This is a genomic window from Kitasatospora sp. NPDC018619 (genome assembly GCF_044391605.1).
Classification (GTDB): Bacteria; Actinomycetota; Actinomycetes; order Streptomycetales; family Streptomycetaceae; genus Kitasatospora.
In genome coordinates this window covers 406,408-429,058 of the sequence record NZ_JBISAI010000001.1, presented here as the reverse complement: position 1 = coordinate 429,058, position 22,651 = coordinate 406,408, and the positions used below count along the sequence as shown (strand labels likewise).

The following is a 22,651-nucleotide window of genomic DNA, read 5'->3' as shown; positions in this document are numbered from 1 at the left end:
TTACCTGAAGTCTGTGATCCGAACGCTGTCCGCGCCGCTGCCCGCCCCTGCCCCCGTGCCTGTCCCCGCCCCTGCACCCGCACCCGCACCCGCACGCCGGACCCGCAGCAGCTCGCGGGCCGCGCGGAGCGGCTCCGGATCGGCCCAGGCCTGAACGTCCACCGGCGCGGCAAGGAAGCCCTGCTCCCCGAGGAATCGTTCCTGCAGCGCCAGCAGCTCCAGCCGCTCCGCCGACAGGTCCAGGTGCAGGGTGCGGTGGCTGCCCGCCGCATAGGCCCCGGCGACGCCTTCGGCCCCGGCCCCGGTCTCGGCCTGAAGGATCCGCCCCACCTCCGCCGGGTGCTCCGCCGCCCAGTCGGCGGCCTCCAGCAGTACCGCGAGGAAGCGGGCGACCAGCTCCGGCCGCTCGTCCAGCAGCCGCTGGTGGACGGTGATCGGCCGGGGCGTGCCGTTGTTGACCCGGGCCCGGCGGTCCGGTGCCGCGTCCAGTTCCACGGCCACCTCGGCGCCGACCCTCCGGGCCGCCTCGACGGCGAGCGCCCCCTTCACGTACACCGCGTCCACCGTGCCGTCCCGCAGCGCGGCCAGCTCGGCCGACCACTGCCCGCCGCCCGGCACGCCCGGCACGTCCACCAGGTGGGCGTCCTCCAGGGCGAGGCCCGCGAGCCCGAGGGCCCCGCGCAGGCCGGCCAGCGCCATCGCCCGCCAGAAGTCGATGCCGATGTCATGATGTGGGACGGCCAGCCGCAGCCCGCGCAGCTGCCCGGGCTCGGTGACCCCGCTGCCGGCCCGTACCAGCACCACCTGGCGCTCCTCGATCCAGGTGAGGCCGATCAGCCTGGTCGCCTCGCCCCGCGAACGGGCCCACAGCGCGGGGACGTTGCCGCCCTCCCGGAACAGCCCGGTCAGCGCGTGGGTGTAGTGGTGGTCCGCGGCCACCTCCGGCGGAGCGTCCTGCAGCGAGCGGACGGCGATGCCGTCGGCGGCGAACTCGCGGGCCAGCCAGCCCCGGTCGGCGGCGATCCCGGTCGCGGTGGGCACCGGGCAGCGGGTGAACCAGAGGGTGTCGGGGAGCGGGAGTGCGTTCTGGGTACGACTGGACAACGGAGTTGGTCCTCTACGGGGGCTCCGACGACGGCCGGAGGAACTCGGGATCGATTACCGCACGACGGCCCAGCAGGCCTGGTGCACGGGGGAGTTGTGCGCCACGATGCACAGGGGGCAGGGGGCGCGGGAGGCTCGGTCAGCGACAACACGCACGGGAGGGAAGGAACCGGTGGGACGTCACGGTGCTTCTCCTTCCGCAGGCTCGGGGCGGGCGCCGCTCGGACGCAGTGGCCGTCCGGCGCGATGCCAGGAGCGTTCCACGGCAGTGGAGCCGGAGGCAAGCCTTTGCCACATGGTGGGACCACTTGTTCATCAACGCCATTCCATTGCAACGTCGTCGACACATTCCCGCAGCACCGGCTGTCCTACGCTGAGACCGCCTCCGGCCGCCCGGCCGGAGTTCCGAACCGAAACGCGAGGTGCCATGCCCGAGGCCGCCACCGCCGTCCACAGTCCGCCGGCCGGTGCGCAGGCCGTCCAGCGCGCGCTCGGGGTGCTGCACTGCTTCCACGACAACGGCCCCGACCTAAGCGCCTCGGACCTGGCCCGCCGGATGGCCCTGTCGGTGTCCACCGCGCACCGGCTGGCCCGCACGCTGGTCAGCGCCGGGTTCCTGGAGCAGGACGAACAGACGGCCCGCTACCGGCTCGGTCCGGCCGTCGCCGAACTCGGCCAGCTCACCTTCCACCAGCGCGGGCTGCACCTCGCCGGCCCCGAGCTGGAGCTGCTGTCCCGGCGCACCAAGGCGACGGCAGACCTGGCGATCCGCAGCGGCGGGCACGCCGTGATCCTGGTCGGCGGGTCGGTCCGCCCTGGCACCGGGCTGGGGCTGCGCCGCCCGCTGCACTCCACCGCGCTCGGCAAGGTCCTGCTGGCCTGGCCCCGCCCGGGCGAGACGGTGCCGGCGACACTCGGCCCGCTGACCTCCTTCACCGAGCGGACGATCACCGAACCAGCCCTGCTGGAAGAGGAGTTGGAGAAGGTCCGGGCGGCCGGGCACGCGCTCAACGACGGCGAGTCGAGCGCCGGGGTGCGGACGGTCGCGGTGCCGGTCCTGGACGGCGCCGGGCAGGCGCGGTTCGCCCTGGCGGTCCGCTCGACGCCCGCGCACCTCACCGACGACCGGATGGACTGGTTCCTCGGCCATGCCCGCGCCTGCGCCGACGCACTCGCCGTCCTCCTGCTGCCGCCGGACCAGCGCGCCTGACGCCCCTGCGGCACACGACAGCGCAGCAGCGGGCCGCCCGTCCCGGACGTGGACGGACGGCCCGCTGCCGCCCCACTACCGGCGGCGCCCGGAGGAGCCGACGGAGCAGGACGGCGTCCGGCAGCGGCCTGCCGCCGCCGGACCGGCGGTCAGACCGCCGCCGGGGTGTACTTGTAGCCGACCCGGCGGACGGTCACGATGGTGTCCCGGTAGGCTGGCCCGAGCTTGCGGCGCAGCCGGGCCACGTGCACGTCGACCGTCCGCCCGTCCCCGACGTGGCCGTAGCCCCAGACCGCGGAGACCAGGTGGTCCCGGGTGTGCACCCGCTGCGGGTGCTCGGTGAGGTGGGCCAGCAGCTCGAACTCCAGGTAGGTGAGGTCGAGCAGCCGCCCGTCGACGTAGGCGTTGCGCCGCTCGGTGTCCACGGCGATGCCGCGTCCGGCCGGGCGGACCGGGCGGACCGCAGCCATCGGGGCGGCGGGGGCGCCGTTCACCGGCTGCGCCCCGGGGGCCGGGTGGGCCGGGTGGGCCCCGGAGGGGGCGGCGCCGACCGCGACCTGGACCCCCGGCAGCCCGACGGCCCCCGCCGCCGGGCTCTCGGCCGGCACCAGCACCAGGTACCCGACCACCGGGCTGCCGTTCGCGCCGCCGAACTGGGTCCCGTACTGGGCGAGCAGCCCCTGCGGCAGCACGCCCTGCGGCAGGGTGGCGACGACGGCCGCCCCCTCCGGCAGCGCGGCCAGCAGCGCCTGGGGCACCTGAGGGACGGCCGGGCCCGGCTGCGCGCCGACGGCAGCCGGGGCGGGGCCCGGACGGGCGGATCCGGCGTGGGCCGCCCCCGCAGGGGACGGCCCCGCATGGGGCCCCGCATGGGACGGACGGCCCGCCGCGGACCATCGCTCGGGCACCGGCACCGGGGGGACGGACGCTCCCGCGGCCCCGGAGGTACCGGGACCGACCGGCGCGGTGCCGGGGACGGAGGAGACCGGCGGGACGGAACGGACCGCGCGCAGGTGCGGGGTCGCGGTGGGCAGGGGAAGGGTGGCCGTGGAAGAAGAAGACATGGTGTGCCGCTCATTTCGCGCGTGACGGACGGGGTGGAGTCGTCTGCGCGTCGACCGGGCGTACTGCCTGGGCTGGACCGGTCCGAACCGGGTCAGCGGGCGGAGGGCCGGGACGCGCTGGGCGAGCCGGGACACGTCTGATCGAACAGGTGCGGCTGCCGGGACGGCCAGAACGGTTCGAGGTCGGGGCGACCCCGGCGGCTGTCCACGGCGCGGCTCCCGCACCGGTTCCACCGTCCGGTCCGTCCACCCGCGCGCATCGCGGGGGCCGACCCGGCCGTTCGGGTACGGCCTACGATGCCGGGGGTGGTGCTGGGGCAGACGATGCTCACTGGTGTCTCTCCGCTGGGCGGGTCCGGTTGGTCGGCCGCGGGCACGCCCGACGGGCGGTCCGCTACGGCCTGGTCGACGGGTGTCGGCGGTGCGCCGGGTGGAGGGCCGGATGGGCCGTCAGCGCCGGGGACGCACCGGGAGGGTCAGGCCGGTCAGCGACAACACGCGCTGCAGATCAGCGCGTGGTCGATGTAGCGGCGGACGGTGAGCGCCGGATCGGCGGCACCGGGCACGGCAGCGCCGGGCAGGAGGGCAGCGGGCACCGGGGAGCCGGGCACGGCGGTGGTGCTGCGTCGTCCGACGGTCATCGCGCTGCCCTCCCCCTCCTTCTCGATGCGGCGGCGCACCGCTGCCGGCGCCCGCCGACGATGCCTCGCCGGTCCGTCGAAGGCCGTCCGCCGGTCGCAACACCCGTGCGAACGGGGTGTTTCCGGCACTCCCGACGGCATGGCCGGGCGGCCTTCGACCACAGAGCCTTCCACGGCCGGGGCGGTCTAGGCAACCTTCCACGCAGTGATCGTCCAGGATGCGGACAGCTGAGTGAGACACCGGAAGGAAGGGGCAGGTCGGGGCGCCCACCTGCCGATCCGTCGCCCGACGGTCGCGCGGCCGTCGCGAAGCCGTCGCCCGGCCGCCGCCGACCGGGGCCGGCCCGGGTCGAGCCGGACCGGAGGGCGACGGTGCCGAGACCGAAGCCCGACGGCGCCGAGACCGGAGCCCGACGCTGCCGGACGGTGCCGACTCGGTGCCGGACGGAGCCGAAGGCTCCCTCAGGCGCCGACCGTGGTGCGGCGACGGAGGGCGGCGGCGTGCTCGACCAGGGCGACGAGCAGGTCCTTGCCGTCCTGCCGCAGCCGCGCGTCGCAGAGCAGCACCGGGATACCCGGGTCCAGGTCGAGCGCCTCGCGGACCTCGTCCGGCGCGAACCGCTCGGTGCCCTCGAAGCAGTTCACCGCGACCAGGAACGGGATGCCGCGCTGCTCGAAGAAGTCCACCGAGGGGAAGCAGTCGGCCAGCCGCCGGGTGTCCGCGAGCACCAGGGCCCCCAGCGCGCCGCGGGCCAACTCGTCCCAGACAAACCAGAACCGGTCCTGTCCGGGTGTGCCGAAGAGGTAGAGCGCGAGGCCCGGCCGCAGGTCGATCCGGCCGAAGTCCATCGCGACGGTGGTGGTGCGCTTCGCCTCCACCCCCGAGGTGTCGTCCACCGGGCGGCCCAGCTCGCTGAGCTCCTCCTCGGTGCGCAACGGCCGGATCTCGCTGACCGAGCCGACCAGGGTGGTCTTCCCCGCGCCGAAGCCGCCCGCGACCAGGATCTTCACCGCGACGGCCGGACCGCCGCGCCAGCGCGGGGAGTCGGCGTCCGCCGGGCGGGGCCCGGAGCCGTCCCGGTCGGGTGCGGCGCCGTCCGGGCGGGGCTTGGGGTCAGAGCGCACGGAGTCCATTGATCACGTCTCGCAGCAGGCGCTCGTCCGGCAGCTCGGCGAGCGGAACGGGTCGGGTGACGCTGATCAGCTCGGCGTCGTAGAGGTCGCCGAGCAGCACCCGCACCACGCTGACCGGCAGGTCGGTGTAGGAGCCGAGCTCGGCGACGGAGAGCGGCTCACGACGGCACAGGGTGAGCAGCGTGTGGTGCTCCGGATCGAGGACGTGCGCGGGCACCGACCCCGCGACCGGCCCGGGATCGACGGCGGTGACCAGCGAGATCAGGTCGAAGAGCCCCTCCTCGACCGGCCGGGTGCGGCCGCGGGTCATCGAGTAGAGGCGCACCACCGGGCCGGCCTCGTCGTCGAACCAGCGGTCCTCGACCGGGGTGCGGGGCCGGAACGGGTCGGCCTCGGGCCCGTCCGGCTCCGCCGCCTGCCCGTCCTCCGCCGACGCCTCCGGGCCGACGGGACCACCGCCGCCCGGGCCGCCCGCACCGGGCGGCCCGCCGAGAGCCGAGGGGTCGGCGAGAGCCGACGGGCCGACGGGGCCGGACGGGCCGACGCCGGACGGCCCGGCAGGGCCCACCGGCACCTGGGGGCCGTCCGACGTCTCCGGCTCGTCCGGCACGCCCGCCATCGGTTCCGCCATCGGACCGCTCATCTCACCGGCGGGGCGGTTTCGGTGCGCGGCTCGGCGGCCATGTGCTCGCCGACCCGCTTGACCAGCAGCGCCATCTCGTAAGCGATCTGGCCGATGTCCGCCTCGGCCTCGCTCAGCACGGCCAGACAGCTGCCGTCGCCGGCGGCCGTGATGAACAGGAAGGCCTCGTCCAGCTCCACCATGGTCTGCCGGACACCACCGACCTTGAAGTGACCGCCGGCCCCCTTCGCCAGGCTGTGGAACCCGGCGGCGACGGCGGCCAGGTGCTCGGCGTCCTCGCGGTCGAGGTCACGGGAGGCACCGGTGGCCAGACCGTCGTTGGAGAGGATCACCGCGTGCCGCAGGGCCGCGACGCGCCCCACCAGGTCGTCCAGGAGCCAGTTGAGGTCCCCGGACGACTGCATCGACGTGGTCATGAATCAGTTCCTTCCGCTGGAGCGGGTGGTGCGTGTGGAGCAGGTGGAGCAGGTGGAGCGGGTGGAGCAGGTGGAGCGGACCGCCCGGGCGGTGACGCGGATCGAGCGGGTCCGGCCGGTGGTTCGGGTACGGCGGGTGGCGCGGGCGCCCGGGTGTCCGGGCTCCGGCGGACCGGCGGCCCGGGCGGAACCCGGCGCGCGAGCGGCGCCCGACCGGTCTCCTGCGGCGCGGGCAGCGCCGCCGGGGCCGGCGCCGGAGCGATCGCCCGCGGGGACCGGTCCGACGGCTGCCCGAGCGGTACGGCGGTGGCCCGCCCGTTCCCGCGCACCGCACGATCGTCGGGCGTGCCGGGACGATCCGTCAACGGAGCCCCGACGCGCTCCCCCGGCGCACCGGCGCGGGCCGACGCTCCCGCCGTGCGGTCGGCCGGGGCGGTGGCGCCCCGGCCCCGGGTGAAGCCGCGCTGGAACGAGGCGAAGGTGGCCCGGGCCTCCTCGGGCGAGCGCTCCCGGGGCTCCCGGGCCTCCCCGCCGTCACGGCGGCTCCGCTCGTCCCGGGTCTCCCCGGCCGACACTCCCCGGGCCGATGCTCCCCCGGCCCCGCCGTCCGCTCCGGCCCCGTTGCGGAACCGTTCCTTCAGCTGCTCCGTGAGCTGGTCCCTGAGCTGCGGCGCCAGGTTCGCCTGCCGGACCCGCCGGGGCAGGCCGCCCGCCGTCCGGGCCACCGCAGGCGCGGCGGCAGCGGCGTCCGCAACGGGCGCGGTGCCCTCAGCGGGCCCGGCACCCCCGGCAGCCCCGGCAGCCGCGACGGCCGCCTCGGCCGCCGCCACCACGACGTCCTCCCGCCGGTGCCGCCCCGTCCCCGGCGCCTCCTCGGTCTCCGCCGCGGGCGCGGGCGCGGGCACGAGCACCGGCCCGCCCTTGGCCCGCGAGGTCCGACGCGGCAGCCCGCCGGCCGTACGACCGGCGTCCGGCGCGGAGGGCCGCGGCCCTCCCGTCGTCCCACGGTGCCTGCCGCCCGCCGCGCCGCCGGCCTCGCTCTCCGTCCTCCTCTCCGCTCCGGCCCCGGGCACCGCGACCAGGTCCCGTGGTCCGCGCCGACCGCCCGCCGCGGACCGCTGCCCGGCCCCGCCCGCCTCCGGCATCCCGTCCGGCGCCTCCGCGAGCAGCTCGCGCGGGATCAGCACCACGGCCGTCGTCCCGCCGTACGGGGACGGCCGCAGGTGCACCCGGATGCCGTGCCGCCGGGCCAGCCGGCTGACCACGAACAGGCCCAGCCGGTCGGTGTCGGCGAGGTCGAACTCCTGCTCCACGGCGAGGCGTTCGTTGATCTCGGCGAGCAGCTGCTCGCTCAGGCCGAGGCCGCGGTCGTCGATCTCCAGGGCGAAGCCGTGCGCCACCACCTCGCCCTGGACGGTGACCTGGGTGTTCGGCGGGGAGAACACCGCCGCGTTCTCGACGAGTTCGGCGACCAGGTGGGTGACGTCGGCGACGGCACTGCCGAGCAGGCCGGTGCCGGGGAACGGCCGGACGATCACCCGGGCGTAGTCCTCGACCTCGCCGACCGCCGCCCGGACCACGTCCACCATCCGGACCGGCTTGCGCCAGGCCCGCCCCGGCGAACCCCCGGCCAGGATGATCAGGCCCTCGGCGTGCCGGCGCATGCGGGTGGTGAGGTGGTCGACCTTGAAGAGGTCCTCCAGCTCCGCCGGGTCCTCCGTGCGGCGCTCCATGGTGTCGAGCAGGGTGAGCTGGCGGTGCAGCAGCACCTGGCTGCGGCGGGCCAGGTTGACGAACACCGCCGAGACCCCGCGCCGCAGTTCGGCCTGCTCGACGGCGGCCTCCACCGCGGCCCGCTGCACGGCGTTGAAGGCCTGGCCGACCTGGCCGATCTCGGCGTCCCCGAAGTGCAGCTCGGGGGCCTCGGTGGCCACGTCCACCGGCTCGCCGCGGCGCAGCCGCAGCATGACGGACGGCAGCCGGGTGCCGGCCAGCTCGTCGGCCGCGTTGCGCAGACCGATCAGCTCGCGGGCCAGGCCGCGGCCGATCCGGAACGAGATCATGATCGACAGCACCACGGCGACCAGGCCGACGGCACCGGCGATGCCGCCGCGCCACAGCAGTCCGATCGAGGAGGACCGCGCGCGCTCGTCCAGCCCGGCGGCGATCCGGCTGTTGATCGAGGCGAGGTCGCCGAGCGCCCGGTCGGCGGTCTCCCGCCAGGAGTCGCCGTTCAGCGCCTGGACCACCCGCTCGGGGCCGCCCGCGCCGACGAAGTCCGCCTCGGCGCGGGCCAGCGCGCCCCAGGCCTCGCCACCGCGCAGCGCGACGTAGTCGGACTGGTCCGCGGGGTCGAGCTCGGCGACGTAGACGGTGAACAGCGCCTGCTGGTTGTGCAGCGCGTCCAGCGCGACCTGGTACTGCTCGGCGGTGGGCTTGGCGGCGCCGGTGCGCAGGCCCTCCATCGCCGCGTCCTCCTGCGACAGGTACTCGCGGGCGCGCACCAGCTCGATCAGGATGGTGCCCTGGCGCGGCAGCTGGCCGCTCTGCCGGGCAATGTAGGCGGACCGGAAGCCGAACACCGGCTTGACCAGGTCGCTGTACTGGCCCAGCGCGAACTCCCAGTTCAGCGCGGAGCGGCCGACCTGGGCACGCAGCGGTCCGATCTGGTCGGCGGCGGCGACGATCTGCACGAAGCGGCCGCGCTGCGGAGCGGAGAGCTTGCCGGCGGAGCCGTCCTTCAGCTGCCGCAGCACGTCCAGGCTGCGGTCGGTGGCGGCCTTGGCCCGCTCGTAGGCGTCCCGGGCGACCGGCGAGCGCGGGTCCGCCAGCCGCTGCACGGCGGCGCGGCGCTCGTTCTGCAGGTCGCCGGTGTACTGGTCGACCGGGCCCGCGAACTCCTTGTACGTACGGCTGATCCCGAGCTGGTTCCAGACGTCCCCGGTGGTGGCGATCGTCGCGTACGCCCACAGGGCGGTGAGGGCGACGATGGGCACCAGGAGCAGCGCGATGATCTTCGCGCGGATCGAGCTGCTGCGCAGACGCATGGAGTCCTCGGTCGGGAAGTGCCAGGCGCGGACGGGGAGCGGTGGGCCGGTAGGGGCAGGACGAGCGGTGGGCCGGTGGGAGCGGTACGGGCGGTGGCACCGGCGGGTGCGGTGGGTGCGGCGGAGGAGCGGTGTCGAGGGCGGGGCGGCGCGGCGCGGCGGGTGCTGGGGGCAAGGTCGGAGGAGGGGTTCCCGGCCACAGGTCTGCGAGACTCTACTACGCCCTCCGCACTCGTTCGAGGGGCGAACCGGCCCGCCGGGCGGTCTCGTCCCGCACACGTCAGAAACCGCTCCCGCCGTCCTCCGCCCCGCGTCCGGAACGTCCGCTGGTGCCCGGAATCAGGGGATCCGCACGGAGCGGCCCCACCCTCCGCGCTTCCTCCCCCGCGCCTCCCCGGGGGCGTCACCACCGGAAGCGGCCCGTGCCGATCCCGTCGTGTCACCGCCACAACCCTGGGCAGTGACAGGGCGATCCGATAGTTTCGGCGCACTCCGTACCATCGGCACCGAACTGGGGAGGACTGTGCGCGAGTTCACCACCCCCGCCCCGGCCGCGCCCGAGGCCGCCGGAGGACTCGCCGACTCCCTCTACGACACCGCCGAGCGCACCCCCGACCTGGTCCAGCTGTCCTGGCGGGCCGGGGACGGGCCGTGGCAGGACGTCACCGCCCGGGAGTTCCGGGACCAGGTCCTCGCCTTGGCCAAGGGCCTGCTCACCCACGGCGTGCGCTACGGCGACCGGGTCGCCCTGATGTCCCGCACCCGCTACGAGTGGACGCTGTTCGACTACGCGCTCTGGTCGATCGGCGCGATCACCGTGCCGGTCTACCCCACCGCCTCGCCCGAGCAGGTGCGCTGGATCCTCGCCGAGACCCAGGCGGTCGCCTGCCTGGTCGAGGACGAGGACGCCGCGATGACCGTCGGCGCGGTCTGCGACGCGCTGCCCGACCTCACCGGCATCTGGCAGCTGGACCGCGACTGCGTCGGCGCGATCACCGAGGACGGCCTCGGCGTGCCCGACTCCGTGGTGCACCGCCAACGCCTCGGCGTCGCCGCCGGGAACATCGCCACGGTCGTCTACACCTCGGGTACCACCGGCCGCCCCAAGGGCTGCCTGATCACCCACGCCAACCTGGCCGCCGAGGCCGACGCCCTGCTCGCCGGCTGGGGGGAGGTCCTGCGCGACACCGGCGGCGGCCGCCCGGCCACCCTGCTGTTCCTGCCGCTGGCGCACGTCTACGGGCGGGCCGTGCAGGTCGCGGCGGTCCGCGGCGGCTTCCGGATCGGGCACATCCCCGAGGTCTCCACCGGCGCCCTGCTGCCCGCGCTGGAGAGCTTCCGTCCGACCTTCCTGCACGCCGTCCCCTACGTCTTCGAGAAGATCTTCCAGCGGGCCCGGCAGGCCGCCGAGGACGCCGGGCGCGGCGAGCTCTTCGAACAGGCCCGGCAGGTGGCCGTCGACTGGGCCGCCGCCCGCGAGCAGAAGGCCTTCGGCCGCGGCCCCGGCCCGGGCGCGGCCCTGCGGCTGCGCCACCTCGCCTACGAGCGGACCGTCTACCCGAAGCTGCGGGCGGTGCTCGGCGGCCGGGTGCGCAGCGTGATGTGCGGCGGCTCCACGCTGCGCCGCGAGCTGGGCCTGTTCTTCACCGGCGCCGGACTCCAGCTGTACGAGGGCTACGGGCTGACCGAGACCACCGCCGCGATCACCGCCAACCCGGCCGGTCGGCAGAAGCTCGGCACGGTCGGGCAGCCGGTGCCGGGCGCCTCGGTGGCGATCGCCGACGACGGCGAGGTGTGGGTGCGCGGCGGCTCGGTCTTCGACGGCTACCTCAACCACCCGCGGTGCACGGCCGAGTCCCTGGTCGACGGCTGGTTCGCGACCGGGGACCTGGGCCGGCTGGACGAAGACGGCTACCTCAGCATCACCGGCCGCAAGAAGGACCTGATCGTCACCAGCAGCGGCAAGGTCCTGGCCCCGGCGGCCCTGGAGGAGCGGGTCGAGGCGCACCCGCTGGTCTCCCAGTGCCTGGTGGTGGGCGACGACCGCCCGTACGTGGCCGCGCTGATCACGCTGGACCCGGCGGCGCTGGCGCACTGGTTGAAGACCCACGGGCGGGAGCAGGCGGACCCGTGGGCGGTGCTCGCGGACGAGGACCTGCACCTGGAGGTCCAGCGCGCCGTGGCGGCCGCGAACACGGCCGTCTCGCGGGCCGAGTCGATCCGCGCGTTCCGGCTGCTGCCGCGGGAGTTCAGCCAGGAGCAGGGGCTGCTGACCCCCTCGCTCAAACTGCGGCGGGCGGCGATCGCCGAGCACTACGCGACGGACATCGAGGAGCTGTACCTGTCCTGAACGGGCGTCTCCCGGACCGTCCCTGACGTACCGTCCCGGCCCGCGCGGCGCACGGGCGGCGGGTGTGCCGAAACCGGCCGACGGGCGCGGGGTTCATCCGCCGTTCCCTTGACGGCCCCATTGGTCTAGTCCATCGTTGCGACGATCCCGGGTTCCCCGATCCGGGTTCCACAGCCCTGAGTTCCCCCCACTTCCCGAGCACCCCCGTTCCTGAGTTGCCCCGTTCCTGAGTTCCACGGCCCGATTCCACTCACGCCCTCCCCCCGGGCGTGCCCCCACCTGCTGGAGTCCTCACGTGTCGATGTCCATGCGCCTGTCCGCGCTGGCCGCCTCGGTCGCACTGCTCACCGGCCTCACCGCCCCGGCGGCCTCCGCCGACGCCGCCCCCACCGCCCCGGCGGCCTCCGCCGACGCCGCCCCCACCGGCCCGGCGGCTCCCACTGCCACCGCTCCGACGGCCCCGACCGTCGACCTCGCCACCAATCCCGGCTTCGAGGCCCCCTCCCCCGACCTCGCCGACCGGGGCAGCATCCCCGGCTGGAGCTGCACCGGCGGCCCTGCCGAAGCCGCCGTCACCACCGCTGCCCCGCACACCGGCACCTCGGCGCTGACCGTCACCCCCGCGAGCGCGGACTCCACCGGGGAGTGCGCGCAGACCGTCGCCGTCCGGCCCGACACCACCTACACCGCCTCGGCCTGGGTCCGCGGCGACTTCGTCTACCTCGGCGCCACCGGCACCGGCAGGGACGTCGCCCCCTCCTGGACGGCGACCACCGGCGGCGGCTGGCAGCGGCTGAGCACCCGGTTCACCACCGGCCCGAACGCGCGCAGCGTCCGGCTGTACGTCCACGGCTGGTACCAGCAGGGCCCGTTCTCCGTGGACGACGTCCGGGTGGACGGCCCCGCGCCCGCCCCGGCCGTCGCCACGGGCTCGGTGCCCACCGGCGACAAGGTCGTTTTCTTCACCGTGGACGACGGCTGGCAGCGCACCCCCGAGGCGGAACGGTTCATCGTCGACCACCGGCTTCCGGTCACCGCCTTCCCGCTGCCGATGCCGGCCGCCACCGACCCGGCCTTCTTCCGGCGGGTCACCGCCGTCCCCGGGTCCTCCGTCCAGGACCACAGCGTCTCCCACACCGACCTCAGCAAGCTCCCCCTGGAGCAGCAGCAGGTCGAGATCTGCGACGCCCGCGACGCCATGACCCGCCTCTTCGGCACCGCGCCGACGTTCTTCCGCCCGCCGTACTTCGCCTGGAACGCCGACACCCTCCAGGCCGCCGCCAACTGCGGCATCCGCACCGTACTCACCGCCGACGCGGACTTCAGCTGGGGCGCGTCCGACATCTGGCACCCCGGGCTGCTGCAGCCCGGGGACGTCGTCCTGATGCACTGGACCGACACCCTCGCCACCGACCTCCAGCGCGCGCTCGCCGCCGCCGACGCCGCCGGGCTCCGGCCGGCCGGCCTGGCCGACTACCTCCGCTGACGGGCGTCGGCCGTACCCGAACGGAGAACGCGCCGTCACTTCCCCGGGGGTGGCGGCGCGTTCTCCGGCGCCGGGCGGCCGCGGCCCTCCCTGCGCCCCCGTGGAGATCGAGATCGTTGACAGCGCGCCGGCGTCCTGGCTCTAATGGGGGCGTGCAGCGCGGCGTCGGCCACAGAGCAGTGGGCCGGCCGACAGCCGAGCGGGCACCTTTCCGAAGGGACGATGCGCGATGAGCACTCTCTCCGCTTCCCTGATCTGACGCCGGGCGGTCAGCGCGCTGCCTGCGGGTGCGGACCACATGGCGCGTCCGTGGTCCACGTTCCGTACGCCGTGTCCTGTGCGCCCGGGTTCCGTGCGCCGGGTTCCGTGCGCCCGGGTTCCGGTTTCCGTGCGCCCGGGTTCCGTGACGAACGTCGCCGGGCAGCCGACCGGTCGGTCGTGCCACCGGCTCGGACTCCGGCTCCCGCATCCGCACCGGCACCGCTGCGACCGCGACATCCCCATCCCTGGAGATCCCTACCCACGCATGCCCATGTCCTTCAACCAGAACGTCATCGAGGAGTTCCGCGCCAACGAGGGACGGGTCGGCGGCCCGTTCGAGGGCGGCGACCTGCTCCTCCTGACCACCACCGGCGCGCGCTCCGGCCGACCGCACACCGTGCCGCTCGGGTACGTCCGGGCGGAGGGGCTGCTCCTGGTCGTCGCCTCGGCGGCCGGGGCGCCGGAACACCCCCAGTGGTACCGCAACCTCCTCGCCCACCCGGTGGTCCGGGTCGAGCTCGGCACCGAGGCCTTCGACACCGTCGCCGTACCCGCCGAAGGCGACCGCCGGGAGCGGCTGTTCGCCGCCGTCGTCCGGCAGGCCCCGGGCTACGGTGACTACCAGGCGCACACCGAGCGGCAGTTGCCGGTCGTCGTGCTGGAACGGCCCGATCCGCCCGCCGACGGCCCGGCCCCGGTGGTGCGCAGCCTCGCCGACAAGCTCCTGGAGGCGCACACCTGGCTGCGCGCGCAGCTGCGCCACGTACGGGAGGAGGCGCACGCCCACACCCCGGGCCGACCGCCCGCGCTCGGGCTCCAGCTGCGTCAGCACTGCCTGGCCTTCTGCGACGGGCTGGCGCACCACCACACCGGGGAGGACACCGCGGTCTTCCCGGCCCTCGCGCGCAGCCACCCGGAGCTGGCCGACGTCCTGGCGCGGCTCGACGAGCAGCACCGGGCCATCGGGCGGATCAAGGAGGAGCTGGTCGCCCTGTTGGCCGGGATCGCGGTCACCGAACCGGAGCGGCTGCGCGCGGAGCTGGACCGGATGGCCGCCGAGCTGGAGGCGCACCTCGACTTCGAGGAGGCCGAATTGCTGCCGGTCCTCGCCGCCATCCCGTTCCCGCCCCACGGGCCCGCGCCGACCGGGCCGCCGCCGGGCCGCGGTCGGAGCGGCCAGGACGGCCAGGACGACTAGAACGGTCGGAACGGTCCGAACGGCGGCCGAAGCGGCTGAGGCGGTCGCAACGGCGGTGCCGCCGCCCCCTCCCGAGGCGTGGGAGGGGGCGGCGGCACCGGTTGGGGCCTGTGCCGGGCAGGCCGTTGCGGCACGGCTCAGAGCGAGGAGAACACCGGCAGGTAGCCGCCGGACTGGCCGGCCGCCTTGGGGTGGTAGCTCTCGTCGACCGGCAGGGTGGTGCTGTTCAGCCAGGTGGTCAGCGAGCCGCAGATCTCGTGCTCGTTGAAGATGCTGCGGACGTCGCCGAAGGCGAAGCCGGCGTTGGCGGCCCGCTTGGCGAGGACGCCGTCCAGGGTGTCGGCGGCACCGTTGATGGCGGCGCGCTTGGTGTCACCGATGCCGAAGATGCAGCTGCCGCCGACCTTGTAGATGTGCGGGTAGCCCATCACCACGACGTGGGCGTTCGGGGACTTCGCCTTGATCGCCGAGTACACCTTGTCCAGCTGGCCGGGCAGGGTGGTGGTGGCGTAGTTCTTGGCCGTGTCGACGGCGTTGATGCAGTCGCTGTCCGAGCCGAGCACACAGGTCTGCATGGTGTCGGCGAACCCGGCGTCGTTGCCGCCGACCGAGATGCTGACCAGCGTGGTGCTGGCGTCCAGGGCGGAGATCTGGCTGTTGAGGATGTCGCCGGTCCTCGCGCCCGAACAGGCCACGAACTTGAAGGAGGACGGCGCGTGCGCGTTCTTCCAGAGGTACGCGTACGCGTTGGTGCTGCGCTTGCAGCTACCGCTGTCGCTCAGGTAGCTGCCGGCGCCGACACCGGAGGAGTACGAGTCGCCGAGCGCCACGTAGTTGACGCCGGCGGCGTTCGCGGACGACGCGGTGAAGAGCGTCGTCATGGTGAGGCCTGCCGCTATGGCGGCGATGGACAGGGCGCGGGCAGGGCGAATCATCACAGCTCCAGTGGGGTGGCGTGGTGAGGGTCACAGAAGTGATACCAGGCGGTAGCCCACCCCGGAAGCGGTCATGCCAAAGATATTGACGGACCGTCTGACAGCCTGGAGATGAACTGCCGCTGACGCTCCGTGATTTCGCCCAGGTCAACGAGGGTGCAGGGTGACGCGCGTAGCGCCGCACACCCGGACCGGCAACTTGCAGAAATTCCATGCAAGGCAAGCGGGGGATTGCCGCCCGGTCATTGCCGGGTCGGATTCCGATCGGGTGTCAGGGCGCGCAAGGGGGGGCTGATGGCACGGGTCGGGAAATACCGGAAGGTGGGCCAAAAGGGGCATCGGTGCCATCCCGAGATTCACCGTCGCGGCCGACCCGCCCTGGGCGGTCGGTGTTGACGGCGGCCGTGGCGGCGCATCAGCCGTGTCACGCACACCGGGCCGCGTACAAGAGCGGCATACAGGAGCGCCGTCGCGCAGGAGTACGGCGAGGCTCGCGGTCATCCCTGCGCGCCGGGGCGGCCGCCTCCCGGGTGCGGGGCGCCCGGGTCGACGGCCTCCGGGAAGACCGTGCAGCCCTCGACCGGCAGTTCCTCGATCGCCTCGTTCGCGGCCACGGGCACGCCGAGCCGGCGCGCCGCGGTGGCGACCGCCGCACGGGCCTGCCGCAGCCCGGGCGCACCCCAGCCGAGCAGCTCGACGGCGAGGCCCGGCGCGACCAGCAGGCGCCGGTAGTGCCGGCCCGAGGCCGGGTCGGCCTCGCTGGGGCCGACCGCCCGCAGCGCCGCCGCCATCCGGACCCGTGCGCACTCGTGCCCGCCGTTGGCCGAACCGACCCGGTCGTAGAGGTAGCCGAGGTAGTACGGCCGACCGATCAGGGCCTGCGCCTCCTCGCCGGCCTCCCTGGCCAGGGCGGCCGCGGGATCCCCGCCGTCCTCCGGCTCCAGCGAGCCGCCGGGCAGCGAGCAGATGCCGTCCCGCGGGTTCACCAGTGTCAGCACCCGCCCGTCCGGCGCGAACAGCCACCCCCAGGACTGCTTGACCGGCAGCCCCTGCGGCACCTGCTCGCCCGGGCGCCACGGCCAGCCCGCCGTGGGGCGACGCCGCACCCTCCCGAGCAGTTCGGAGATCTCCGCGCTGTACTCGATCGGGCTCATGCTCTCGCCCCGCGGACCTCGACGGGGGTGTCCACCCGCGTGCACCCCCGGGCACCGAGCTCGCTCCGCTCGTTCATCCGTCCCCCTCTCGCTGTCGGGCTTCGCCGGACCGGCGATGCGCGGGAGGACCTGCAGGGCGCGGTACGGAGCGGCCGGAACGGCGGCGTGGGGCACCGCACGCTCCTGCTGTTGATCTTCTCCGAATCTTCCCCGAACAGGCGGTCGATGAACAGTCCCCAGCGCCGCATGGTGGACGCGGAGGCGGTGGAAGCGTGGACACCGAGCCGACGACACCCCGGCCGCTCCGAGCCGACGGACGCCCCGGATCACCCCAGCGGCCCACCCCCCTCCGCGGCGCCCCGGAAGCCGGGCAGCGGGAACCCCGGCCTGGGCTCCACCCCGGGCGGGAAGGGCAGCCCCCGCGCGGCGTCGTCGGCCAGCTCGTCGAAGACCTCGTGCGCGGTCATCGGCCGCAGCCGCCCGCCCGCCAGGGCCCAGCCGAGCACCGGCGGTCGGGGCGCGGCGCCACCCGCCGGGGAGGCTCGCGGGCCGTCGGCCCCCGCCCCGGCCGACGGATCCCCGTGCAGCAGCAGCGCCCCCTCGCCGCCCAGTGCGATGCCGGCCGCGAGCGTGACGCAGAACGCCTCGGCGTCCCGCCCGGCCGGGCGCAGCAGCCCGTCCTCCACGCGGACGTCCACCGCGGAGGTGAGCTCCTCGCCGTCCTCCGGGCCGTGGCAGCGCAGCGTCAGCAGGTGGCACCCCTCCCCGGCTCCCCCGGCGAGCGCCAGGTAGACCGACGTCACGTACCGCATCACGGCCGTCATCCGGAGCTGCCCGGCCGGGTCCTCCCCGACGGCGTCCAGCAGGGCCGCGCAGGCCACGGACATCCGGACCCGCGCCCGGTGGTCGTCCAGCAGCACCGGGATCAGCTCGGCCAGCCGCTCCCCCGCGTAGACGAACGGCTCCCCGGCCAGGTCCGGATCGCCCGCATAGGCGACCCGGGCGGCGGGCAACCGCGGATCGAGGCCGAGCGCCTCGCAGTAGTCCTCGAAGTCGCCCGCCTCCAGGACCCGCAGGTGCACCTCCAGCCCCTGCCGGTGCAGGGCCGTCAGCTGCTCCTCGGCCCGACGCAGGTAGGCCTGGTGCCCCAGCCCGCCGAACAGCCCGTACCGCGCCAGCCCGGCGAAGTCCGCCGGGTCGACGGCCAGGGCCAGCGCCACCGGCTGGGGCGGCGGCGCGCCCCGTGCCCGCCCGCCGTACCCGGCCACCCGCGCGCCGCCTCCGCCCGCACGGGCCCCCGGCGGCCGCCCGCCGCCGGGCGGCACCGGGCCGCCGGGACCGGCCGCCGACGCCCCGCCGACCCCGCCGCCCGGCCTCCGCCCGGACAGCACCAGCACCCGCCGGCGCCGCCGGGGCGGCGGGGCCGCCGCGCCGCCCCGCACCTCGCGCCCCCACCCGCTCACCGCCCTGCTCACCACTCCGCTCGTCAGCGCCGTACTCGTCACCGACCCGCGCACCGACTCGCCCACCGTCCCGCTCACCGCAGTCATCGCTCCTCCTCCTGGCTCGCCCGACACCGGGCCCCCGGCCGCCCCCGGCTGGAGCGGCCGACGTCGAGGAACATACACAGAGCCACTGACAATGCACCCCCGGTAATCGAACAAGGTCGGTGCCGCGCCCTCCCGTCACCCGCCGCCCCCCGGACCCGGGGCCCGCGGCCCCGCCGGTGCGTGCGCTTCCCCGGCGCCGGACGGGATTGTCGGTGCCCCGGGTTAAGGTCGGGGACCATGCGACTGCTGCATACCTCCGACTGGCACCTCGGGCGCTCGTTCCACCGGGAGAGCCTGCACGACGCCCAGCGCGCCTTCCTGGACCACCTGGTGGAGGTGGTCCGGTCCGCGGGCGTGGAGGCCGTGCTGGTCGCGGGGGACGTGTACGACCGCGCACTGCCCGGCCTGGAAGCGGTCGCGATGTTCGACGACGTGCTGCACCGGCTGGCCGACCTCGGCGTCCCGACGGTCTTCATCAGCGGCAACCACGACTCGGCGCGGCGCCTGGGCGTCGGAGCGGGGCTGATCGGCCGCTCCGGCATCCACCTGCGGACCGACCCGGACGGGTGCGCCGAGCCCGTCCTGCTGGCGGACGAGCACGGCCCGGTGGCCGTCTACGGGCTCCCCTACCTGGAGCCGACGCTGGTGCGCGAGCGGTTCGGGCTGGCGAAGGGCGGGCATGCGGCGGTGCTCGGCGCAGCGATGGAACGGGTCCGGGCGGACCTCGCGGCGCGGCCGTCCGGCACCCGGGCGGTGGTGCTGGCGCACGCCTTCGTCACCGGCGGCGCGCCGAGCGACAGCGAGCGGGACATCGCGGTCGGCGGAGTCGCCTCCGTGCCCGCCGCGGTCTTCGACGGCGTGCACTACGCCGCACTCGGCCACCTGCACGGCTGCCAGACGCTCGCCCCGCACCTGCGCTACAGCGGCTCCCCGCTCGCCTACTCCTTCTCCGAGGCGAGCCAGCGCAAGACGATGTGGCTGGTCGACCTGGCCGCCGACGGCGCGGTGACGGCCGAGCGCGTCCCGTGCCCCGTGCCGCGCCGGCTGGCCACCCTGCGCGGCACCCTCGACGAGCTGCTCGCCGAGGAGCGGTACGCCGAGCACGAGCAGTCCTGGGTGCAGGCCACGCTCACCGACGCGGCCCGGCCGAGCGAGCCGATGGAGCGGCTGCGCCGGCGCTTCCCGCACACCCTCCAGCTGCTGTTCGACCCCGAGCGCAGCGAGGCCGAGCCCTCCCGGTCGTACGCGGCGCGGGTCGGCGGCCGCGCGGACCTCGAGATCGCGGAGGGCTTCCTGCGGCACGTCCGCCCAGGGGCCGCGCCCGGGCCGGAGGAGCTCGGCTGGCTGCGCGAGGGCTTCGAGCGCGTCCGGGAGACCACCGACCGGAAGGCGGACCTGCCCGGATGAGGCTGCACCGGCTCACCGTCACCGCCTTCGGCCCGTTCGCGGGCAGCGAGACGGTGGACTTCGACGCGCTCGCCGCCGGCGGGCTGTTCCTGCTGCGCGGCGCCACGGGCGCGGGCAAGACCAGCGTGCTGGACGCGGTCTGCTTCGCCCTGTACGGCGAGACGCCCGGTGCCCGCCGGGCCGCCAGGCTGCGCAGCGACCACGCCGATCCGAAGCGGCTGACCTCGGTGGACCTGGAGCTGACGCTCGGCGGGCGGCGGCTGTGGATCACCCGGCTGCCGGAGCAGCGCCGGCCGAAGAAGATCGGCACCGGCACCACCGTGGAGCGGGCGCAGACCCTGCTGCGCGAGTGGGTCGAGGACACCGGCGACGGCACGCCCGGCTGGCGCGGGCTCAGCAAGTCGCACCAGGAGGCCGGGGAGGAGATCCACCGGCTGGTCGGCATGAACCGGGAGCAGTTCTGCCAGGTGGTGCTGCTGCCGCAGGGGGACTTCGCCCGCTTCCTCAGGGCCGACTCGGAGGAACGCGGCAAGCTGCTGCGGCGGCTGTTCGACACCGAGCGGTTCCAGCACGTGGAGGCCTGGCTGGCCGAGCAGCGCCGCGGCGGGGAGGCCGTCGTCCAGGCCGGCCGCCGCCGGTTGCGGGACCTCGCCAGCAAGGCCGAACAGGCGGCCGGCCCGGGTGCCGAGCCCGCCGCGGACTGGGTGCCGGCCGAGGACGACGACCCCGGCCTGACCGACGGGGTGCTGGCGTGGGCGGCGGTCCTGCGCGGCGGCGCGGCCGAGCAGCTCGCCGTCGCCGAGGCCGCCCTCGCGAGTGCCGGGGCGGCCCAGCGCGCCGCCCAGGAGCGGCGCGAGGCCGCCGAGGAGTTGGCCGGGCACCAGCGCCGACACCGGGAGGCGGTGGGCCTGGCCGAGCGGTTGGCCGGCTTCGAGCCCGCCGCGGCCGCGGACCGGCGGCGGCTGGCCGCCGCTCAGGAGGCCGTCGGGGTGGAGTCGGCACTGCGGCTGCGCGAGGGCGCGGCCGAGGCGCTCGGGCGCGCCCGGCTGGCGGAGCAGCGGCACCGGGCAGCCCTCGCCGGCGCCGGCGGCGAGGGCCGGGAGCTCGCCGGGGCGGACACCGCCGGGCTGGCCGAGGCCGAGCTGCGGCTGCGGGCCGAGGTGGTCCGCCTGGAGGCGGCCCGGGCGGAGGAGCGGCGCTGCGCCGAACTCGCCCACGAGCAGCGCTCCCTGACGGAGGCGCGACGCACCGCCGAGGAGCTGGCCGAGGAGGCGCAGGACTGGCTCGCCGAGTTCGAGGGTGAGCTGGGCCGCCTGGAGCAGCAGCACACCGAGGCCGGGTCGGCGTCGTCCCGGGTCGAGCAGTTGGACGGGCAGCGCGCGGAGCTGGCCGTGCGCCTGGGCGCGGCCCGGGAGCGCGACGGCCTGCGCGCCGAGATCGCCGCGGCCGAGCCCCGGGTCGCCGCGCTGCGCACCGCCGTCCTGGACGCCCGCGAGCACGGCCTGGACCTGCGGGACCGCCGGCTGCGCGGCATGGCCGCCGAGCTGGCCGAGCAGCTGCGCCCGGGCGAGGCCTGCCGGGTCTGCGGCTCGCCCGAGCACCCGGCGCCCGCCGCGGCCGCACCCGGCAGCCGGGTCGGCGCCGAGGACGAGGAGCGGGCGCGTCTGGCGCTGGCCGCCGCCGAGCGGGTCTGGACGGAGGCCGACCAGGCACTCACCGCGCTGCGGGTGCGCGAGGCCACCGCCGCCGGCGCGGCCGGGCCGGACACCGTCGAGGCGCTCGCCCTGGCCCTCGCCGGGCTGGAGCGCGATCACCGCGAGGCGCGGCACGCGGCGGAGGCGCTCGGCCGGGTCGAGCAGGAGATCGCCCGGCTCTCGCAGGAGCGTGCCCGCCGGGTCGACGAGCTGCACGGCGCCAGGGAGCGCGCCGCCGTCCTCTCCGACCGGCTGCTGGCGCTCGGCGCCGAGCAGCAGGCGCTGTCCGCCCGGGTGGCGGCCGCCCGGGGCGAGGCGGCCTCGGTCGCCGACCGGGCCGCGGCCCTCATCCGGCTCACCGAGGCGGTCGCCGGGGCCGCCGCCGCCGCCCGGGCGCACGCGGAGGCGGCGGCCCGGCTGGGCGAGGCCGAGGAGGCGCTGGGCAAGGCCGCGGCCGCGGCGGGCTTCCCGGACGCCGAGGCGGCGCTGGCGGTCCTGCTGCCGCGCGAGGAGCGCGAGCGGCTGGAGGCCCGGCTGGAGCGGCACCGGGCGGAGACCGCCGCCGTCCGCCGCGAGCTGGCGCGGCCGGAGCTGGCCGCGGCCGCGGGCCGTCCGCCGGTGGACCTGACCGCCGTCACGGCTGCGCTGGACGCCGCCACCGACCGGCTCGGCCGGGCGCACGCCGCCCACGCCGCGGCCCGGGAGCGCTGTGCGGCGCTGGCCGGGATCGGGCGCGAGCTGGCCGGGCTCGCCGCCGAGCTGGCCCCGGCGCTGGACCGGTACGGGCGGATCACCCGGCTCGCCGCGCTCGCGGCCGGCACCTCCGCGGAGAACCGGCTGCGGATGCGCCTGGAGTCGTACGTCCTGGCGGCCCGGCTGGAGCAGGTCGCGGCGGCGGCCAGCGACCGGCTGGTGCGGATGTCCGGTGGGCGCTACACCCTGGTGCACAGCGACGACCGGGGCACCGGCACCAAGCGCTCGGGCCTGGCCCTGCGGGTGGTCGACGCCTGGACGGGCACCGAGCGGGACACCGCGACGCTCTCCGGTGGCGAGAGCTTCTTCGCCTCGCTCTCCCTGGCCCTCGGGCTGGCCGACGTGGTCACCGACGAGGCGGGCGGCATGCCGCTGGACACCCTCTTCATCGACGAGGGCTTCGGCACCCTCGACGAACAGGCCCTGGAGGAGGTCATGGACGTCCTCGACGGGCTGCGCGAGCGGGACCGCGCGGTCGGCATCGTCAGCCATGTCGCCGACCTGCGCAGCCGCATCCCCTCCCAGTTGCTGGTCCGCAAGGAGCGGCACGGCTCGACCCTGGCGCTGGCGGGGCGGGAGGACGCGTAACGGCGAGCGGCCGGCC

Annotated in this window: 16 protein-coding genes; 6 read left to right on the top strand and 10 right to left on the bottom strand. The window is 76.0% G+C overall.

Translation table 11 applies throughout. The features are described from left to right. Entirely contained in the window at positions 1-1,104 is a 1,104-nt protein-coding gene (locus tag ACH5AR_RS01640) for an ABC transporter substrate-binding protein (RefSeq protein ID WP_396299335.1), read from the bottom strand. Positions 1,105-1,531: 427 nt separating this feature from the next. Here ACH5AR_RS01640 and ACH5AR_RS01635 point away from each other — a divergent pair, with 427 nt between their 5' ends. Further along, entirely contained in the window at positions 1,532-2,314 is a 783-nt protein-coding gene (locus tag ACH5AR_RS01635) for an IclR family transcriptional regulator (RefSeq protein ID WP_396299334.1), read from the top strand. Between the two features lie 149 nt (positions 2,315-2,463). On the opposite strand, the gene ACH5AR_RS01630 is transcribed toward ACH5AR_RS01635, so the two are convergent. From ACH5AR_RS01630 to ACH5AR_RS01605, 6 genes are all read right to left on the bottom strand, one after another. Then, positions 2,464-3,072 carry a winged helix-turn-helix domain-containing protein gene (locus ACH5AR_RS01630; protein ID WP_396299333.1) on the bottom strand — a complete coding sequence of 203 codons (609 nt, stop codon included), beginning with the start codon at positions 3,070-3,072 and terminating at the stop codon, positions 2,464-2,466. Positions 3,073-3,863: 791 nt separating this feature from the next. Continuing rightward, positions 3,864-4,019, bottom strand: coding sequence for a hypothetical protein (locus tag ACH5AR_RS01625; protein ID WP_396299332.1), 156 nt, complete (start codon positions 4,017-4,019; stop codon positions 3,864-3,866). Between the two features lie 462 nt (positions 4,020-4,481). Continuing rightward, positions 4,482-5,030, bottom strand: coding sequence for a GTP-binding protein (locus tag ACH5AR_RS01620; protein ID WP_396299532.1), 549 nt, complete (start codon positions 5,028-5,030; stop codon positions 4,482-4,484). Positions 5,031-5,133: 103 nt separating this feature from the next. Continuing rightward, on the bottom strand, positions 5,134-5,481 hold the full coding sequence (locus ACH5AR_RS01615; protein WP_396299531.1) for a DUF742 domain-containing protein: 348 nt from the start codon (positions 5,479-5,481) through the stop codon (positions 5,134-5,136). 311 nt (positions 5,482-5,792) lie between these two features. After that, the gene (locus tag ACH5AR_RS01610; RefSeq protein ID WP_049652175.1) at positions 5,793-6,212 is read right to left on the bottom strand and encodes a roadblock/LC7 domain-containing protein; all 420 of its coding nucleotides are present in this window, start codon (positions 6,210-6,212) and stop codon (positions 5,793-5,795) included. After that, positions 6,209-9,259: a nitrate- and nitrite sensing domain-containing protein gene (locus ACH5AR_RS01605; RefSeq protein ID WP_396299331.1), complete on the bottom strand. Its 3,051-nt coding sequence runs from the start codon at positions 9,257-9,259 to the stop codon at positions 6,209-6,211. Before ACH5AR_RS01605 ends, ACH5AR_RS01610 begins: the two co-directional genes overlap by 4 nt. Positions 9,260-9,782: 523 nt before the next feature. On the opposite strand from ACH5AR_RS01605, the gene ACH5AR_RS01600 reads away from it, so the two are divergent. The 3 genes from ACH5AR_RS01600 (at position 9,783) to ACH5AR_RS01590 (ending at position 14,554) form a co-directional block, all read left to right on the top strand. Beyond that, a complete protein-coding gene (locus ACH5AR_RS01600; RefSeq protein WP_396299330.1) occupies positions 9,783-11,609 on the top strand; it encodes an AMP-dependent synthetase/ligase in 1,827 nt (608 codons plus the stop codon). Between the two features lie 301 nt (positions 11,610-11,910). Continuing rightward, the gene (locus ACH5AR_RS01595; RefSeq protein WP_396299530.1) at positions 11,911-13,095 is read left to right on the top strand and encodes a polysaccharide deacetylase family protein; all 1,185 of its coding nucleotides are present in this window, start codon (positions 11,911-11,913) and stop codon (positions 13,093-13,095) included. Positions 13,096-13,621: 526 nt separating this feature from the next. Then, on the top strand, positions 13,622-14,554 hold the full coding sequence (locus tag ACH5AR_RS01590) for a nitroreductase/quinone reductase family protein (RefSeq protein ID WP_396299329.1): 933 nt from the start codon (positions 13,622-13,624) through the stop codon (positions 14,552-14,554). 137 nt (positions 14,555-14,691) lie between these two features. Here the strand turns inward: ACH5AR_RS01590 and ACH5AR_RS01585 are convergent, their stop codons facing one another. The 3 genes from ACH5AR_RS01585 to ACH5AR_RS01575 form a co-directional block, all read right to left on the bottom strand. Beyond that, positions 14,692-15,489 carry an SGNH/GDSL hydrolase family protein gene (locus ACH5AR_RS01585; RefSeq protein ID WP_396299328.1) on the bottom strand — a complete coding sequence of 266 codons (798 nt, stop codon included), beginning with the start codon at positions 15,487-15,489 and terminating at the stop codon, positions 14,692-14,694. A gap of 497 nt (positions 15,490-15,986) precedes the next feature. Continuing rightward, entirely contained in the window at positions 15,987-16,643 is a 657-nt protein-coding gene (locus ACH5AR_RS01580) for a hypothetical protein (protein ID WP_396299327.1), read from the bottom strand. Between the two features lie 326 nt (positions 16,644-16,969). Next, a complete protein-coding gene (locus ACH5AR_RS01575) occupies positions 16,970-18,193 on the bottom strand; it encodes a hypothetical protein (protein WP_396299326.1) in 1,224 nt (407 codons plus the stop codon). Between the two features lie 237 nt (positions 18,194-18,430). Between ACH5AR_RS01575 and ACH5AR_RS01570 the strand changes: the two genes are divergently transcribed. Both ACH5AR_RS01570 and ACH5AR_RS01565 read left to right on the top strand, forming a co-directional pair. Further along, positions 18,431-19,600 (top strand): exonuclease SbcCD subunit D, encoded by a 1,170-nt coding sequence (locus tag ACH5AR_RS01570; protein WP_396299325.1) that lies wholly within the window; start codon positions 18,431-18,433, stop codon positions 19,598-19,600. Then, positions 19,597-22,635: an AAA family ATPase gene (locus ACH5AR_RS01565; protein ID WP_396299324.1), complete on the top strand. Its 3,039-nt coding sequence runs from the start codon at positions 19,597-19,599 to the stop codon at positions 22,633-22,635. Before ACH5AR_RS01570 ends, ACH5AR_RS01565 begins: the two co-directional genes overlap by 4 nt. Positions 22,636-22,651 lie beyond the last annotated feature (16 nt).

Excerpts from the sequence above, each read along its gene's own strand:
- ACH5AR_RS01585 (WP_396299328.1), bottom strand. The coding sequence starts at position 15,489 with ATGATTCGCCCTGCCCGCGCCCTGTCCATCGCCGCCATAGCGGCAGGC.
- ACH5AR_RS01580 (WP_396299327.1), bottom strand. The coding sequence starts at position 16,643 with ATGAGCCCGATCGAGTACAGCGCGGAGATCTCCGAACTGCTCGGGAGG.
- ACH5AR_RS01605 (WP_396299331.1), bottom strand. The coding sequence starts at position 9,259 with ATGCGTCTGCGCAGCAGCTCGATCCGCGCGAAGATCATCGCGCTGCTC.
- ACH5AR_RS01595 (WP_396299530.1), top strand. The coding sequence starts at position 11,911 with ATGTCCATGCGCCTGTCCGCGCTGGCCGCCTCGGTCGCACTGCTCACC.
- ACH5AR_RS01575 (WP_396299326.1), bottom strand. The coding sequence starts at position 18,193 with ATGACTGCGGTGAGCGGGACGGTGGGCGAGTCGGTGCGCGGGTCGGTG.
- ACH5AR_RS01590 (WP_396299329.1), top strand. The coding sequence starts at position 13,622 with ATGCCCATGTCCTTCAACCAGAACGTCATCGAGGAGTTCCGCGCCAAC.
- ACH5AR_RS01570 (WP_396299325.1), top strand. The coding sequence starts at position 18,431 with ATGCGACTGCTGCATACCTCCGACTGGCACCTCGGGCGCTCGTTCCAC.
- ACH5AR_RS01625 (WP_396299332.1), bottom strand. The coding sequence starts at position 4,019 with ATGACCGTCGGACGACGCAGCACCACCGCCGTGCCCGGCTCCCCGGTG.
- ACH5AR_RS01610 (WP_049652175.1), bottom strand. The coding sequence starts at position 6,212 with ATGACCACGTCGATGCAGTCGTCCGGGGACCTCAACTGGCTCCTGGAC.
- ACH5AR_RS01635 (WP_396299334.1), top strand. The coding sequence starts at position 1,532 with ATGCCCGAGGCCGCCACCGCCGTCCACAGTCCGCCGGCCGGTGCGCAG.
- ACH5AR_RS01565 (WP_396299324.1), top strand. The coding sequence starts at position 19,597 with ATGAGGCTGCACCGGCTCACCGTCACCGCCTTCGGCCCGTTCGCGGGC.